Source organism: Microlunatus kandeliicorticis, assembly GCF_014137855.1.
Lineage (GTDB): Bacteria > Actinomycetota > Actinomycetes > Propionibacteriales > Propionibacteriaceae > Microlunatus > Microlunatus kandeliicorticis.
The window spans coordinates 341,231-356,978 of sequence record NZ_JACGWT010000006.1 but is presented as its reverse complement, the minus strand read 5'-3'; the positions used below and the strand labels follow the sequence as shown (position 1 = coordinate 356,978).

Genomic DNA, 15,748 nt, shown 5'->3' with positions numbered 1-15,748 from the left:
GAGCCGCGGGAGGCGGGCCGACGCGGGAGTCAGGGTGGCGGCGGACCGCTCCAGGGGCTGTCGGTGGCGCGGGTCGCGGCGACCGGCGGCGGTGCCCAGTGCTCGATCGCCATCCCTGCCAGCACGGTCGGATCGCCGACCAGGTCGATCGCGGTGATCCTGGACGGCCGCTCGGGATCGTCGAAGCCGAACACGAACGCGACCCGGACCGCACCACGGTGCACCCAGACCAGCCCGGGCTCGGCGTCCAGGCTGGCCGGCCGGGCCGCCCGGGCACCGCCGGCGAGCAGCTGAGCCAGTGACTCGGCTCCGCGCAGCTCCGGGCTGGCCCCGATCTGCGCTGCCGTGGCGTCGGCGCGCATCGCGGCGTCCGGGTCGAGCAGGGCGACCAGTGCGGTGAACTCGCCGGCCCGGGCCGCAGCCAGGAAGGCGTCGACCACGGCCCGGCGCCGCTGCCGACCGGTCTCGGTGCCGGACGCCAGCTCGGGCCCGCCCCGCACCCGACGCCGGGCCCTGCTGGCCAGTTGCCGGGCGGCGGCCGGGGTCCGGTCCACGATCGGAGCGATCTCGTCGAAGGGCACGTCGAAGAGGTCGTGGAGCACGAACGCCAGTCGCTCGGCGGGCGCCAGCGTGTCGAGGACGACCAGCAGGGCGGCCCCGAGGCCGTCGGCCAGCTCCGCCTGGGTCTGCGGGTCCGACGGCGGAGGTTCGGAGGCGCGCCCGGGCTCCGGGTCACCGTGCTCGGGGAGAGCCTCCTCCCGTCGGCTGCGCCGGCTCCGGAGCACGTCCAGGCAGATCCGTGAGGTCACCGTGGTCAGCCAGCCGGGCAGGTTGTCGATGGTGCCGGCGTCCTGGCGGCTCAGCCGCACCCAGGCCTCCTGCACCGCGTCGTCCGCCTCGTCGGGCGAGCCGAGCACCCGCAGCGCGACCGCCCGCAGCCGCGGCCGTTCGACCTCGAACCTGCGGGCCAGCGTCTCCGCGTCGCTCACCACGCCATCATGACGAACGCCGCGCTGACGGTGTGACGGCGCGGTGCCCGGCGGGGCGGTGCCGGTCAGCCCTGGCTGTCCCCGGACGCGTGCGGCAGCGTGGGCACCACGCCGGAGGGCAGCACGGTCCCGTCGGTGGCCGAGACCCGGTCCTCCTCGAGCCGGCCGATCATCGGACGCCGCCGTTCGAGCAGGGTGAAGAAGACGAACCCCAGGCCGCAGCCGAGGAACCAGCTGAACTCGCCGATGTGGTGCCGGCCGCCGTCGACGATCCCGGCGATCAGCGTCATGGCGATCGAGGGGACGCCGGCCAGCACCACGGCGAGGATCGCGTTGGGATTGGTGCCGTTGCGGAACCAGTAGCGGCCCTTCGGGTCCAGCGTGTAGAGGTCGTCGACCCAGACCCGCTGCTTGCTGACCAGGAAGTAGCCGGCGATCAGGATGCCGAAGAGCGGACCGATCAGCGCACCGAGGATGCCGAGGCTGAACAGGATGCCGGTGTTGGAGCTGTACCAGTTCCACGGCGTCAGCAGCACCGAACCGACGGCCGCGATCATCCCACCCATCCGCCAGCTGATCTTCTTCGGACTGACGTTGGAGAAGTCGAAGGCCGGGCTGATGAAGTTGGCCACGATGTTGATGCCGACGGTCGCGGTGACGAAGGTCAGCCCGCCGAGCAGCACCGCGAACGGCGTGCCGATCCGCTGCACGGTCTCGATCGGGTCGGTGACCAGCTCCTTGAACACCGGCACGGTGGCCGCCGCGGTGATCACGGTGAGCAGCGAGAAGAACAGGAAGTTCAGCGGCAGGCCGAGCAGGTTGCCCCGCCGCACGGTGCGGAAGTCGCGGCCGTAGCGGCTGAAGTCGCCGAAGTTGAGCATCGGACCGGAGAAGTAGCTGACCACGATGGCGACGCCGACCAGCATGGTGGCGAGCTGGGCCCCGACGCCCATCGGTCGCGAGCCCAGCGACAGGTCGAGGTTGCCCAGGCCCGCCTTCGCCACCAGGTAGACGGCCATGATCACCATCACCACGTAGACCGCGGGTCCGGCCCAGTCGATGAACCGGCGGATCGCCTCCATGCCGCGCCAGAAGACCGCGGCCTGCGCCACCCAGAGGATCGCGTAGGCGATGTAACCGAGCGGCGGCAGACCGAGGAAGGCGAGCTCGGGACTGTTGAGCGCGGCCGATCCCGGGATGAACTTGAGGAAGATGATGATCAACGACTGGCTGGCCAGGTAGGTCTGGACGCCGTACCAGGCGACCGCGATCAACCCGCGGACGATCGCTGGCAGATTGGCCCCGAGGACCCCGAAGATCGCACGGTTGATCACCGGGTAGGGCACCGAGGTGATCTGGCTCGGCTTGGCCACCAGGTTGCAGAACACCATCACGATGGTGATCCCGACCAGCAAGCTGATCAGCACCTGCCAGCTGGCGATGCCCAGGCTGAACAGCGTGCCCGCAGTCAGGTAGCCGCCGACGCTGTGCACGTCGGACATCCAGAAGGCGAAGATGTTGTAGGACGACCAGGTCTGCTTCCTCAGCGGGGCCAGGTCCTCGTTGGCCAGTCGGTCTGAGTACGACGGCTTGAGCACGCCCGGGCCGGCGGGATGATCACCCGGCCTGGGTGACGGCGGCGCGCCGACCGCTCCGGTGGCGGTCCCGATGTCGACGGTGTCGGCCATGGCGTTCTCCCGGGAGGCGAGGGGTCAGGTGCTCTGTCCGGCAACCTAGGAGCCTGCCGAGCGCGACGGGTGACGCCCGTGTTACGGCTCTGGCGCGGGATGGCGTCGACGCCCGCTCGGACTCACCGAGAGTTCACTGTGAGGGCAAAGAAACCGCACAGACGCTCTCTCGATACTCGCCGTACCAGGGAGCCGGGCAGGCTCCCGCAGCAGCGAGGAGTCGCAGGTGGACGCGAGGACGAGGATCCGGCGCCGGACCCGGTGGGTCACGACCCTGACCGCGGCCGGCGCGGTCGCCGGGGCCGGGGCGCTCGGGATCGGGCTGGCGGCCGGCAGCGGTGCCGCCGCCGGTGGCGCTCCCGACACCTCCGCGTCCTCGGACGCGGGAGCACCGGGTTCCTCGGACACCCGGACCCCGGCGGCGTCCGACGGGACCTCCACCTCCGGCCGGCACACCCGCACCCACACGTCACAGCGGTCGGGTGGTGACACGTCGCGCGCGACCGGTTCGTCGAGCGGGTCGTCCGGCGGTTCGTCGCAGGGCTCCTCGGGCGGCGGGTCGGTCAGCAGCGGTTCGGGTTCGACCTCCCACAGCTCGAGCGGGGGATCGTGACCAGCGCGACCGTCGGTGTCGACCGCCGCACCTCGCCGAGCGAGCCCGCTGTGCTGACGACGCGCTGGCGGACCTGGGGATGCGAGGTCGCCCTGGTGACCCGGGGAGCCGACCCGCGCCGGCACGACCGCGCGGTGGCCCGGATGCGCCGCGAGCTCGACGCCGTCGACCGGGCGATCAGCCGGTTCCGCGCGGACAGCGAGCTGACCGCCGTCAACGCCCGTCCGGACGTCCCGCACCCGGTCTCGGCGCTGTTCCTCGACCTGCTCGCCGACGCCCTCGACGCGGCCCGTCGCACCGGCGGGCTGGTGGTGCCGACCCTCGGACGCCCGCTGGTCCGGCTCGGCTACGACCGCGACCTCGCCCTGCTCCCGGTCCGGGTGACGGACGGGGCGACCGGCACGCCGGCGGCGCGGGCCCTGCCCGCCGAACGGCCGCCGGCCGAGAGCTGGCGCCGGATCGTCCTCGACCGCACCGGGCCGGACGGTTCCGGCACGGTCCGCGTCCCGGCGGGTGTCGCCCTCGACCTGGGCTCGATCGGCAAGGCGGCGAGCGCCGACCGGATCGCCGCGCTGCTCGCCGCCGACGAGCTGGCGGGGACCGGTGGCCTGGTGAACCTCGGTGGCGACCTCGCCGTCCTGCCCGGGCCGGAGACGGGTGCGCCCTGGGAGATCGCGATCGACGAGTCCGGCCGGGACGATCCGCGGCCGCCCCGGACCGCGGTGCGGATCGGCACCGGCGGGCTGGCCACCTCCTCGACCGCGGTGCGGGTGTGGAGCAGCCGCGGCGTCGGTCGCCACCACGTCCTCGACCCGCGGACCGGGCTGCCGGCCCAGCCGGTGTGGCGGTGCGTCAGCGTCCACGCCGGCGACTGCCGGACGGCCAACGCCGCCAGCACCGCGGCGGTGGTGCTCGGCGAGACCGCTCCCGCCTGGCTGGCCGCCCACGGCTTCGCCGCCCGGCTGGTGCCGGCCCGCGCCGGCGATCACCGGCCGGTCCTGGTCGGCGGCTGGCCCGCCGATGTCGCGCCCCTTCCCACCGAGATCGAGACCGGCACGACCACCGGCACGGCCACCGACCCCGAGAGGACCTCGTCGTGAGCACCACGCTCAACCTGTTGCTCTGGTACGCCACCCGGGCCACCGCGGTGGTGGGCATCCTGCTGCTCACCGCCGTCGTGGTGCTCGGCTGCGTGGTCGCCGTCCGGCGCGCCCGCCGCCCGGAGGTGGCGGTCACCCTGTTGCGCACCCACCGGTCGATCTCGCTGCTGGCGTTCAGTTTCCTGCTGGTGCACATCGCCACCTCGATCGTCGAGACCTACGTCTCGATCGACTGGATCAGCGCGCTGGTGCCGTTCACGTCCGGATACCGCACCCTCTGGGTCGGTCTCGGCACCGTCGCCTTCGATCTGCTGCTCGCGGTGATGATCACCGGGCTGCTGCGGCCGTGGATCCCGCCGCGGCTCTTCCGGGCGGTCCACTGGGCCACCTACGCGCTCTGGCCGATCGGCTTGCTGCACGGCTGGCGGGCGGCCAGCGTCGACGGCGGATGGGTCGGCGCGGTCAGCCTCGGGTGCCTGCTGGTCGGCGGTGCCGCGCTCGGGTACCGCACGGTCGCCGCGCTCCGCGATCCGCGCCGCCGCGCCCTCCGCGAGCTCGGGGCCGAGCCCGGGCCCCGGCGTTCGCTGGTCACGACCGGAGCGGGCCGATGAGCGTCCTGACTGCGCCCGCGTCCACCCGGGTGATCGACCTGGTCGCCGAGTCCGGGCTCACCGGCCGGGGTGGTGGCTCCTTCCCGGTGCACCGCAAGCTGACCGCGGCGGTCGGCCGCCGACCGCGGCTGGTCGTCAACGCCTGCGAGGGCGAGCCGTGGTCGGTCAAGGACCGCTGGATCGTCGAGAACGATCCCGGCCCGCTGCTGGCGGGCGCGACCGCGCTGGCCCGGGCCGTCGGCGCCCGACGGGTGCTGCTCGCCGTCCACGAGGGCTCGCCGACCCACCGCGCCGCCGAGCGGCTCGACCTGGACGGTCACGGGATCGAGCTGCTGGGCGCGCCGGGCGGCTACGTGGCCAGCGAGGCGTCGGCGCTCGTGTCGTTCCTCGACGGCGGTCCGGCGGTGCCGGTCACCCACCGCGCCCCGCTCGCGGTGGGTGACCGCCGGCACCCGGCGGCGGTCGTCCAGAACGCCGAGACCGTCTACCGGGTCGGGCAGCTGCTCGACCGCGGCGTCGACTGGTTCCGTCGGCACGGAACGCCGGACGAGCCGGGCCCGCGGTTCTTCTCGCTGTCCGGCGCGGTCGCCGGTGGTCCCCGGGTGGTCGAGGCGGGCGCCGGCGTCGGGCTGGCCGAGCTGGTCGCCGCGGTCGGGGGTTACACCGAGCCGGTCCGCGCCGTGCTGGCGAGCGGCTGGTCCGGCAGCTGGCTGGGCTGGGCCGAGGCCGGTCTGGTCCCGTGGTCCGACGAAGGCCTGCGTCCGCTCGGGGCCGGCGTCGGCAACGGCATCGTCCACCTGCTGCCCGCTTCGGTCTGCCCGTTGGTCGCGGTCGGCGCACAGCTCGACGCGCTGGCCCGGGCCTCGGCAGGACAGTGCGGCCCGTGCCTGTTCGGACTGCCCGCGGTGGCCGACGACTGGCGCCGCCTGACTGCCGGCGAGCCCGGGGTCCTCGACCGGCTGCGCCGTCGACTCGGGCTGCTGCCCGGCCGCGGCGGCTGTCACCACCCCGACGGGGCGGCGAGGAACGCCGCCAGCGCGCTCCGGGTCTTCGCCGACCACCTGCCGACCCATGCTCAGGGCGGTGGACGCAGCGCCGGCCGTCCGGCCTGTCCCGCCACCCGAGGAGTCTGAGATGCCCAGGATCACCGTCGCCCGCACGTCGGCCGACGCCACCGTCGCGGTCGACCGGATCGCCTGCGACGGCCGCGGCCTGTGCGCCGCGCTGCTCCCCGAGCGGATCGGGCTCGACGAGTGGGGCTACCCGGTCGTCGACCCGCGGCCGCTCGACCGCGGCACCGCGCTCGAGGCGGTCCGGATCTGCCCGGTCCGCGCGCTCTACCTGCGCGAGGAAGCCGCCGCCCCGGACGCGCGGGCGAAGGCGGCGTCGTCGGGTCGGTAGCGCCGGGTGGTCACGAACAGCCCGACCACGCCGACGCTGGACAGCGCCGCGGGTAGGAAGAAGACGTGCGGCAGGCCCAGCCAGGCCGTGCCGAGCCCGCCGATCGCGCCGCCGAGCCCGCCGGCCAGGGCGATCGAGCTCATGAACACCGACGAGGCCAGCCCGATGCCCTGCGGGTAGAGCTGCTGGGCCACGGTCACCCCGAGCCCGGCGATCGCCGCCCACAGGCACGACATCAGCGTCTGGCCGAGGTAGAGGCCTGCGACACCGGTGCTGGTCGCGTAGGCCAGGTGCGCGCCCACCCCGAACAACGCCCCGAGGGTCACCATCCGCGCCGCGCTCAGCCGTTGGGCCAGCCGGGCGAACGGTCCCATCAGGATCAGCTCGAGGAACGGCTGGATGGCGATCACGCTGCCGCGGACGGTGTCGGAGACGTGCAGCTGGTCGGCCATGTAGATCGGGAGGAACGCGTACTTCATGGTGTCGCCGCACATCACCAGCACGCAGCACCCGGCGAAGATCAACAGCGGTCGACGGGCCCGCCAGCTCCGGTCCGGCGGCGCCACCGCGGTCAGCGACCCGTCGGCGACCGTGGTGCCGACCGGGACGTACCGCGGGACCACCCGGCGCCCGAGGGCGACGATCTGCAGCAGGCTGAACACCGCGGTGGCGACCAGCAGGGAGCGCAGTCCGAAGGCGGCACCGAACCAGCTGCCGAGTACCGGGCCGACGATCCAGCCCCCGGAGAAGGCCATCCGGACCGTGGCGATCACCTGGTTGTCGACCCCGGTCGGGTGCCGACTGAGCTCGTCGCGGACCGCGGCGAACATCTGGCCCATCGCGCCACCGGCCACGCTGAGGGCCAGCGCGCCGATCACGAACGGCATCCAGATCCGCGTCGCGGCGGCCATCGCGAGCCAGCCGACCGTGCCGACCACCGCGCAGACGCGGTAGAGCAGCAACCGGTCGCGCGACCGGTCGGACAGGCTGCCGAGCGCGAACCCGGCGACCGGGGCGACCAGGTTGACCAGGTAGTAGAGCCCGGCCACCGGCACCGAGGCGTGCAGGTCGTTGACCAGGAAGAGTGTGAGCTGTGGCGTGGTGGAGGAGACCGCGATGCCCGAGATGATCAGCGCGATCACCGCCGACCGGTAGAACGGCGTCTTGAGGACGATCCGCAGCGCGGACGGCCGGGTGACCGCCGGACCGGGGTCGGCGGCGCCGGTCGCGCCCGCCGGATCGGAGCCGAGCTCGACGGCCGACTCGACGGCCGACTCCACGGTCGACTCCGCTGCGGGGTCGTACGGACGGTCGTCGGTCGTGCTGGACCGGTCGGCCCTGCCGGGCCTGCTGCTGGGAGTGCTCACGTCGCCTTGCTGCCGGGGCTCGCTGTATCGATTCAGCGTCAAGCTATCAAATCGCCTGGCGGGACCGGCGGCGGGCGCGGCCGGATCTCAGGCGGTGACCAGCTCGGCGGTCCGCTCGAGCACCCGGCGTCCGTCCTCGACGCTCCGCCGGCCCAGTCCGCAGGCGGCGGCCACGTCGACCGGGCGTCCGACCAGTTCGTCGACCAGCGTCCGGATCCGCAGCTGGTCGGCGAGGTCCTGGGACTCGTGGGCGAAGCCGGCGACGAACCGGGTGCCCGACGGGAGCCGGAGGTCGCGGAGCGGGGCGTAGTAGGCCTCGTGACCGGCTCCGACCGGCGCCGGTTGGTCGGCGGCCGCGAACGGTGCGTGGACGTACTCCAGCGGACGGCCGTCGGGCCAGCGTCGGGTCACCGCGTTGCTCAGCAGCACCAGCGGCGAGACGTCGCCCATGGTCCCGAACGGCCGGTTGTTCATGTCGCCCAGACACAGGTGCAACCCGAAGCGGGTGCCGGCCGGGCTGGCCTGCGCGAGCCCGGCGATCACCGCGCCGAACCGGGCGGCGGCGGCCGGCCGGGCCCGCGGCGGCAGCTTGGTCAGCAGCACCAGCTCGACCGGCACCTCGATCTGGAAGACGGTGTCGGGCCGGGTGGCGGCCGCGACCCCGCGGATCTCGGTCAGCGTGGCCTCGGTGAACGGACGCCGGTTGGTCAGCGCGCCGACCGGACCGAGGGTGAACATGGCCAGGTCGAAGTCGCCGGGGACGCCCGACTGGAAGGCCAGGTCGGGCCGGCCGTGCTGCGTGCGGAGCTCCTCCAGCGCCGGGTAGCTGTCGCGGACCGCCGCCACGTGGCCGAAGTCGAGGTTGGCGCCGTAGAGCCGGTGGCCGGGGCGGACCCGGAGCCGGGGCAGGTCGTCGTAGTCGGTCCAGTGGCCCTGCCGGACCAGCTCGAGGTCCGGGTGGTCGCGGAGCGACTCGACGATCGAGATGACCCAGTTGCGGCGCTCGCCGGTCTCGCCGTCGGGGATCGAGCGCAGGTGCGGACCGAGGACGTCGAGCGCGGTGGCCATCGCCTCGGCCGCGGTGGCGCCCGGCAGGCTCCCGACCAGGTGGGCGGCGCGGCTGGTGTCGGCGGTGGTCATCGGTCCTCCCGGAGCTGGTGACGAGCGGCGAACGTAACCTGCTGTTCGTCCGGCGGTGCCACCCTCGCAGTCCGCGGCGCACCCGGCAATCGGCCCGGGTCCGCGGTGGGACGCGCCGCCGGAGAGGGGGAGGGGACATGGCCGATCTGGAGAGCCAGCTGCGCGAGCTGCGGGAGCGGTACGGCGCCGAGAACTTCGTGGTCGAGGAGCTCGACGACGACGACCCGGTGCTCCGGGCGGTCGGCGGCGACGTCGTCGACACCTGGCGCGAGGACTACCCGTACGACGAGCGGATGAGCGCCAAGGAGTACGAGTACGCCAAGCGGTTGCTGCAGATCGAGCTGCTCAAGCTGCAGAACTGGATCAAGGCGACCGGACGCCGGCACGTGCTGCTGTTCGAGGGGCGCGACGCCGCGGGCAAGGGCGGGGCGATCAAGCGGTTCATGGAGCACCTCAACCCGCGGCACGCGCACGTGGTGGCGCTGGAGAAGCCCACCGACCTCGAGGCCCGGCAGTGGTACTTCCAGCGCTACGTCGCCCACCTGCCGGCGCGCGGCGAGATGACCCTCTTCGACCGGTCCTGGTACAACCGCGCCGGTGTCGAGCGGGTGATGGGGTTCTGCACCGACGAGCAGCACGAGCGCTTCCTCCGGCAGGCGCCGATGTTCGAGAAGCTGCTGACCCGCGACGGCTTCGACCTGACCAAGTTCTGGTTCTCGGTCTCCCGCGGGGAACAGAGCACCCGCTTCCTGATCCGCCAGATCGACCCGGTCCGGCAGTGGAAGCTCTCCCCGATGGACCTCGCCTCGCTGGACAAGTGGGACGACTACACCGCGGCCAAGGAGGAGATGTTCGCCGCCACCGACACCAAGGCGGCGCCCTGGACCGTGGTGAAGAGCAACGACAAGAAGCGCGCCCGGCTCGAGGCGATGCGCTTCGTGCTCAGCAAGTACGACTACACCGGCCGCGACGACGACATCGTCGGCACCCCCGACCCGCTGATCGTCGGCCCCGCCACCCAGCTCTACGAGAAGGGCGAGAACGGCTCCGAAGCCTGACCCGCGGAGTCACGTGCGCTGAGCTTGTCGAAGCGGATGACGTGCGCTGAGCCTGTCGAAGCGCGGCTCCGTGCGCTGAGCCTGTCGATGCGCGGTTCCGTGCGCTGAGCCTGTCGATGCGCGGTTCCGTGCGCTGAGCCTGTCGATGCGCGGTTCCGTGCGCTGAGCCTGTCGATGCGCGGCTCCGTGCGCTGAGCTCGTCGATGCGCGGTTCCGTGCGCTGAGCCTGTCGAAGCGGGTGACGTGCGCTGAGCTCGTCGAAGCGCGGCTTCGTGCGCTGAGCTTGTCGAAGCGCGACGCGCGGAGGGTTCGGGCCGGTGGGCTTCGACAGGCTCAGCCCGCGGAAAGGGCCGAGCGTGCGCTGAGCTGGTCGAAGCGAGACGTGGAGAAGAGTCGGCCGGTGGGCTTCGACAGGCTCAGCCTGCGGGGTTACGTGCGCTGAGCTTGTCGAAGCGCTGAGAGGTGGCGCTCGTCTGCGACAGACGAGGGAGGTCAGCGAGTCGCCCCTCGATCAGCGCCTGCTTCTTCGCCCGACGCCAGCCGTGGATTCGACGTTCCATCGCGTGCGCTTCGTCGACGCGGTCGAACTCCTGCCACCACACGAGGGTCACGGGTCGATGTGCGGCGGTGTGACCGTCCACGACACCGGCGGCGTGTTGAGCCAAGCGCTGGTCGAGGTTGCGGGTGCTGCCGACGTAGTACGAACCGTCGGAGCACTCGAGGAGGTAGGTGTACGGCACACCGGCATCGTCACCCGTCCTACCGGCACCACGGCCTGGTGCTTTCGCATCTGTGGAAAACCGGCGCTTCGACAGGCTCAGCGTGCGGGGCGCGCTTCGACAGGCTCAGCGTGCGAGTGCGCGCTTCGACAGGCTCAGCGTGCGAGTGCGCGCTTCGACAGGCTCAGCGCGCGGCTGGTCAGCGGCGCGGTGGGGCCAGCGTCCGGCGGGCGTAGTCGGTGATCAGACCGCTGAGGTCGTTCCAGCCGACGGTGTACATCCGCAGGCCGTGGCCGCCGAGCTGGTAGTCCTGGAAGTAGAAGGTGATGCCCGCCCCGGTGCTCTGCCAGTTGGCGAAGTTCGCGTGCACCGGACGCAGCCCCGAGGGGTCGGAGACCGGTTCGCCCTCGCTCTCCGCGATCGCCTTGATCTTGGGCGCGATCACCCGGAGCGCGGCCGACTCGCTGCGGAAGACGTCCGTGAGCAGGATCGGCTTCCCGGTGGTGACGTCGATCGCCGTGGTGCCGACAAATCCGTTGCCGTGCGCCGCGCCCGCCGTGTAGGTGTCGAAGGTCAACGCGGCCTGCGCCGTCCGGCCGTCGTTGGTGCTCAGGGTGTAGCGACCGTCGAGCGTGACCCGGTCGTTCGGACTCTCGCGGGCGGTCCGCCGGGCCGCGGTGATCGCGTCCCCGGCCGAGGCGCGGATCCGCTGGTTGACCGTCTGCGCCCGGGGCGTGCCCGAGAACTGCGGCACCCGGATGGTCCAGCGCAGGTTCCGCTCGCGACCGGTGAGCACCGCCGCCTTGACCGCGAGCACGCCGGTGTTGGCCTTCGGCGGTGCGGGCAGGACGGTGGCCCCGATCCCTGGCGTCTCGCTCGAGGACGCCGACGCGCTGGGCGACGTGGCACTCGACGACGCGGCACTGGACGACTCGCTGGGCGTCCCGCTCGACGACGCGCTCGACGTCGAGTTCGGCCCGCTGCTCGGCGGAGCGGCCGCCGACGTGGTCGGGTCGGCACCGCCGCCGGCCGTCGGACCGGTCAACCCGCAGCCGGCCACCGTCACCACGGCGACCAGCCAGGCCAGCGCGGACACCCGCCGGCGTGAGCTCAGCACGGACACGATCGCACCCCCGTTCGATCGACGACTCTCGTCGTGCTCGGTCGTTCGTGGTCAGACGACGGGCGGGGGAGTCCGGTCGTCGTGCCGCTCCACCACGGAGGTGTGCACGGTCTTGCGACGCCGCAGCTGCAGCACCAGCGACAGCACCAGCGCGATCACGCCGATCACCATGCAGATGTAGCCGACGGTCTGCAGGTCGATCCCGCTCACCTTGAACTCCACCGCGAACGCGAGGATCGCGCCCACGACCAGCAGGAAGATGCCCACTCCGATACCCATGACGCGCCCTTCGGTCGGGCCGCTGCGGTGCGACCGGTGAAGGAACCCTAGCGTCCGCTGAGCCTCGCCGTGGGGAGGTGCCGGAGGCGATCCGTGTCCGGGTGGATCGACGTCAGCCGAGCAGTGGCCGCGGGTCGAAGGCAGCCCGGATCGTCACGATCCGTCCGTCGCGCACCCGGCTCCAGTTGGCGGTCGGAAGCGGGTCGGCGCCGCTGGTCCGCAGGTCGTACCAGGTGATCACCTCGCCTTGGTCGCCGTCCCCGGCGGTGATCATGGTCTGGACGTCGATCCCGGTGATCATCGCGGCCATGCCGCGCAGCCCGCGGAGGCACTCCTCGCGACCGTCGGCGCTCCCCAGCGGACCGCGGAAGGTCACCTTTTCGGCCAGGGTGCGGGCGACCCGGTCGAAGTCGCCGGTCCGCCAGCCTTCGAAGTAGTCGGTGGCCAGCTCGCGTGGGGTGGTGGTCATCGTCGTCTCCTCTCGTCGGGTGGGTCGCTCAGGCGGCACCGAGCACCGGGGTCCAGGCCCGGGTGGCCACCGACAGCGCGTTCCAGGCGTTGATGGTGGTGATCAGCGCGATCAGGGCGGCTTCCTCGGGCGGCGCGAAGTGCTCCGCCGCGGCGGCGTGGTCGCGGTCGGGGACGTGGGTCTCACTGAGCCGGGTGATCGACTCGGTGAGGGCCAGCGCGGCCCGTTCGCGCGCGGTGAACCACGGCGACTCGCGCCAGACCGCGACGGCGTTCAGCCGCTGCGCGGACTCACCGCCGGCCGCGGCGTCCCGGGTGTGCTGGTCGACGCAGTAGGCGCAGCCGTTGAGCTGCGAGGCGCGGACGCGCACCAGCTCGCGGAGGCCGGGGTCGATGCCGGCCCGGTCGAGCTCGCGGGTCGCGGCCGCGTCGAGGGTTCCCATCGCCCGCAGGAAGCTCGCAGCCAGCTGGTCGACCTCGAGGCGCACCGGCACCTCGACGGCCTGGTCGGCGGCCCGTTCAGCCCGGTCGGCGGTCGTCCGGGTGGGGTCATCGGTGGTGGTCATGACGACGACGCTAACGGGCGGGCGGCCCGGCAGTAAGGTCCACTTCTGTGCGAAGTTCGTGGGCCAATCGATGACCACCGGAGTCGACCTGCCGCTCGACCTCCGGGTGGTCCGCGGGCCGGCGCGAGGGTCCCGCGTCCGGCTCGAGAAGGCGCTGCGCGGCGCCATCCGGAGCGGACGACTGCCGGCGGGAGCCCGGCTGCCACCGTCGCGGGCCCTCGCCGCCGACCTCGGTCTGGCCCGCAACACGGTGGCGGAGGCCTACGCCCAGCTGGTCGCCGAGGGCTGGCTGACCGCCCGGCAGGGGTCGGGCACGGCGGTCGCCGACGACCTTCCCGCCGCCCGGCCGCCGGCCCCTGCCGAGGTCGCGGCCCGCGAACCGGCCCGGCTCAGCCTGCGTCCCGGGGCGCCCGACGTGGCGGCCTTCCCCCGCGCGGCCTGGCTGGCCGCGAGCCGCAAGGCCCTCGACCGGGCGCCCGCCGAGGCGTTCGGGTACGGCGATCCGCAGGGGCGGCCCGAGCTGCGGGCCGCGCTGACCGACTACCTGGCGCGGGTGCGCGGCGTCACCACCACGCCCGACCGGGTGGTGGTGTGCGGCGGCTTCGTGCAGGCGATGGACCTGCTGGCCCGGGTGCTGGCCGGCCGGGCCGAAGCGGTGCTCGCGCTCGAGCCGTACGGACTGCCGGTGGTGCCGCGCATCGCGGGCGCGCACCGGCTCGGCACCACCGTGCTCGACGCCGACGACGACGGGGTCGACCCGGAGCCGCTCGTCACCCGCGACGGTCGGCGCGGAGGGCCGCACGGCGCGGTGCTGGTCAGCCCCGCGCACCAGTTCCCGCTCGGCTCGGCGCTGTCACCCGACCGCCGCCGGACGTTGCTGGCCTGGGCGCGGAGGACCGACAGCATGATCATCGAGGACGACTACGACGGCGAGTTCCGCTACGACCGGCAGCCGGTGGCGGCGCTGCAGGGCCTCGACCCCGACCGGGTGGTCTACCTGGGCACCGCGAGCAAGAGCCTGGCGCCCGCGCTGCGGCTGGCCTGGATGGTGCTGCCCGAGCCGCTGGTCGGTCCCGTGCTGGCCGCCAAGGAGCTCGCCGACCGGCTGAGCCCGACCCTCGAGCAGCTGACCCTCGCCGAGCTGATCACCGAGGGCGGCTACGACCGTCAGGTCCGGGCGAGGCGGCTGGCCTACCGACGGCGCCGCGACCGGCTGGTCGAGGCGCTGGCCCGGCGGCACCCGCGACTGCCGGTCACCGGACTCGACGCCGGACTGCACCTGGTGGTCGGCCTCCCGTCGCGCGTTTCCGAGGCGGAGGCGGTCGAGGCGGGCCGGCGCCACGGGGTCGACCTCGACGGGCTCGACCACTACCGGCTGACCGGATCGTCCTCCCTGCTCCCCGGCCCGGTGGCCAGCCGCCCGCCCGCCCTGGTGGTCGGCTACGGCACGCCGCCCGAGCACGGGTTCACCCGTGCGGTCGCCCGGTTGCTGGCCACTCTGGACGCGGTCGCGGGGTAGCGGCTTCGACAGGCTCAGCCGGCGGGGTCGGCTCGGCCGGCTTCGACGGGCTCAGCTGGCTTCGACAGGCTCAGCTGGCTTCGACGGGCTCAGCCGGCTTCGACAGGCTCAGCTGGCTTCGACGGGCTCAGCTGGCTTCGACGGGCTCAGCCGGCTTCGACAGGCTCAGCTGGCTTCGACAGGCTCAACCGGCTTAGACGGGCTCGGCCGGCTTCGACAGGCTCAGCCGGCGGAGTCGGCTTCGGCCGGTTTCGGCAGGCTCGGCCGACGGGGTCGGGCTCACACCGTGGTGACCCGGAGACCGGCGGCGCGGAGCTCGGCCAGCCGGGCCTCGTCGGCGCCGCGGTCGGTGACCAGGTCGTCGAGGTCGGTGAGGTCGGCGATCCGGGCGAAAGTCGCGCGGCCGAGCTTGGTGCTGTCGGCGATCACCACCCGGCGGTCGGCCCGGCGGAGGAAGGCCGCGTCGGTCTGTGCCTCCATCTCGTCGTAGGTCGTGCAGCCGTCCTGCGCGGTCAGCCCGTCGGCTCCGACGAAGGCGACGTCGAGGTGGTAGTTGGCGAGCATCGCCTCGGCGGCCGGTCCGACCAGCTCGAGCGAGTGCCGGACGATCCCGCCGATCACCACGAGCCGGATGCCCAGCGCACCGAGGTGCCCGCTGGCCAGGTCGCCGGCGATGTCGATGGCGTTGGTGACCACGGTGATCCCGCGCCGGCCGGCCAGCGCCCGGCCGAGCTCGCGGGTGGTCGAGCCGCCGGTCAGCCCGACCACCGACCCGTCGGCGATCAGGTCCGCGGCGGCGCGTCCGATCCGGCGCTTCTCGGGCAGCCGCAGCGCGGCCTTGACCCGCATCGGCACCTCCTCGCCGCTCTGCGCCGAGGTCGCGCCGCCGTGCGTCCGCACCAGCAGCTGGCTCCGGCTCAGGGCCTGCAGATCCCGGCGCACGGTCGCCCCCGAGACGCCCAGCTGGTCGGCGAGCGTGGCCACGTCGACCTGTCCGTCGGCGCCGACCCGGTCGAGGATCGCGCTCAGGCGTTGCTCGCGTCGCACGTCGTCACGGTAACAGTCCTGACACATTCGAGTGCGCAGTTCGTGGACAAGTGTGCAAGT

The 15,748-nt window shown here is 73.3% G+C and carries 16 protein-coding genes; 6 read left to right on the top strand and 10 right to left on the bottom strand.

Annotation, left to right across the window (positions count from 1 at the left end; all coding sequences use genetic code 11):
* Positions 1-29: 29 nt before the first annotated feature.
* Together FHX74_RS18505 and FHX74_RS18500 are read right to left on the bottom strand one after the other, a co-directional pair.
* A complete protein-coding gene (locus FHX74_RS18505) occupies positions 30-989 on the bottom strand; it encodes a sigma-70 family RNA polymerase sigma factor (RefSeq protein ID WP_182561659.1) in 960 nt (319 codons plus the stop codon).
* 65 nt (positions 990-1,054) lie between these two features.
* Positions 1,055-2,677 (bottom strand): NCS1 family nucleobase:cation symporter-1, encoded by a 1,623-nt coding sequence (locus tag FHX74_RS18500; protein ID WP_182561658.1) that lies wholly within the window; start codon positions 2,675-2,677, stop codon positions 1,055-1,057.
* A 609-nt stretch (positions 2,678-3,286) separates the two neighbouring features.
* Here FHX74_RS18500 and FHX74_RS18495 point away from each other — a divergent pair.
* The 4 genes from FHX74_RS18495 to FHX74_RS18480 are packed head-to-tail and all read left to right on the top strand — an operon-like array spanning position 3,287 to position 6,402.
* On the top strand, positions 3,287-4,390 hold the full coding sequence (locus FHX74_RS18495; RefSeq protein WP_182561657.1) for an FAD:protein FMN transferase: 1,104 nt from the start codon (positions 3,287-3,289) through the stop codon (positions 4,388-4,390).
* Positions 4,387-5,001 carry a ferric reductase-like transmembrane domain-containing protein gene (locus FHX74_RS18490; RefSeq protein ID WP_182561656.1) on the top strand — a complete coding sequence of 205 codons (615 nt, stop codon included), beginning with the start codon at positions 4,387-4,389 and terminating at the stop codon, positions 4,999-5,001. The genes FHX74_RS18495 and FHX74_RS18490 overlap by 4 nt, the downstream gene beginning before the upstream one ends.
* The gene (locus tag FHX74_RS18485) at positions 4,998-6,134 is read left to right on the top strand and encodes an NADH-ubiquinone oxidoreductase-F iron-sulfur binding region domain-containing protein (RefSeq protein WP_182561655.1); all 1,137 of its coding nucleotides are present in this window, start codon (positions 4,998-5,000) and stop codon (positions 6,132-6,134) included. The genes FHX74_RS18490 and FHX74_RS18485 overlap by 4 nt, the downstream gene beginning before the upstream one ends.
* 1 nt (position 6,135) lies before the next feature.
* Positions 6,136-6,402 carry a ferredoxin gene (locus FHX74_RS18480; RefSeq protein ID WP_182561654.1) on the top strand — a complete coding sequence of 89 codons (267 nt, stop codon included), beginning with the start codon at positions 6,136-6,138 and terminating at the stop codon, positions 6,400-6,402.
* On the opposite strand, the gene FHX74_RS18475 is transcribed toward FHX74_RS18480, so the two are convergent.
* Together FHX74_RS18475 and FHX74_RS18470 are read right to left on the bottom strand one after the other, a co-directional pair.
* Entirely contained in the window at positions 6,339-7,769 is a 1,431-nt protein-coding gene (locus tag FHX74_RS18475) for an MFS transporter (RefSeq protein ID WP_182561653.1), read from the bottom strand. The genes FHX74_RS18480 and FHX74_RS18475 overlap by 64 nt on opposite strands.
* Positions 7,770-7,856: 87 nt before the next feature.
* Complete coding sequence (locus FHX74_RS18470) at positions 7,857-8,909, bottom strand: hypothetical protein (protein ID WP_182561652.1); 1,053 nt, start codon at positions 8,907-8,909, stop codon at positions 7,857-7,859.
* Between the two features lie 137 nt (positions 8,910-9,046).
* Here FHX74_RS18470 and ppk2 point away from each other — a divergent pair, with 137 nt between their 5' ends.
* Positions 9,047-9,967, top strand: coding sequence for a polyphosphate kinase 2 (gene ppk2 / locus FHX74_RS18465; protein WP_182561651.1), 921 nt, complete (start codon positions 9,047-9,049; stop codon positions 9,965-9,967).
* 416 nt (positions 9,968-10,383) lie between these two features.
* On the opposite strand, the gene FHX74_RS18460 is transcribed toward ppk2, so the two are convergent.
* From FHX74_RS18460 to FHX74_RS18440, 5 genes are all read right to left on the bottom strand, one after another.
* On the bottom strand, positions 10,384-10,707 hold the full coding sequence (locus FHX74_RS18460) for a GIY-YIG nuclease family protein (protein ID WP_182561650.1): 324 nt from the start codon (positions 10,705-10,707) through the stop codon (positions 10,384-10,386).
* A gap of 178 nt (positions 10,708-10,885) precedes the next feature.
* Positions 10,886-11,809, bottom strand: coding sequence for an LptM family lipoprotein (locus FHX74_RS18455; RefSeq protein WP_182561649.1), 924 nt, complete (start codon positions 11,807-11,809; stop codon positions 10,886-10,888).
* Positions 11,810-11,860: 51 nt separating this feature from the next.
* A complete protein-coding gene (locus FHX74_RS18450; RefSeq protein WP_182561648.1) occupies positions 11,861-12,088 on the bottom strand; it encodes a DUF6458 family protein in 228 nt (75 codons plus the stop codon).
* Between the two features lie 112 nt (positions 12,089-12,200).
* Positions 12,201-12,557: a nuclear transport factor 2 family protein gene (locus FHX74_RS18445; RefSeq protein ID WP_182561647.1), complete on the bottom strand. Its 357-nt coding sequence runs from the start codon at positions 12,555-12,557 to the stop codon at positions 12,201-12,203.
* A 28-nt stretch (positions 12,558-12,585) separates the two neighbouring features.
* Positions 12,586-13,122, bottom strand: coding sequence for a carboxymuconolactone decarboxylase family protein (locus FHX74_RS18440; RefSeq protein WP_182561646.1), 537 nt, complete (start codon positions 13,120-13,122; stop codon positions 12,586-12,588).
* A gap of 70 nt (positions 13,123-13,192) precedes the next feature.
* On the opposite strand from FHX74_RS18440, the gene pdxR reads away from it, so the two are divergent.
* Positions 13,193-14,641, top strand: a complete 1,449-nt coding sequence (gene pdxR / locus FHX74_RS18435) for a MocR-like pyridoxine biosynthesis transcription factor PdxR (RefSeq protein ID WP_182561645.1) — start codon at positions 13,193-13,195, stop codon at positions 14,639-14,641.
* A gap of 279 nt (positions 14,642-14,920) precedes the next feature.
* Here the strand turns inward: pdxR and FHX74_RS18430 are convergent, their stop codons facing one another.
* Positions 14,921-15,688, bottom strand: coding sequence for a DeoR/GlpR family DNA-binding transcription regulator (locus tag FHX74_RS18430; protein WP_182561644.1), 768 nt, complete (start codon positions 15,686-15,688; stop codon positions 14,921-14,923).
* Between the last annotated feature and the right edge of the window lie 60 nt (positions 15,689-15,748).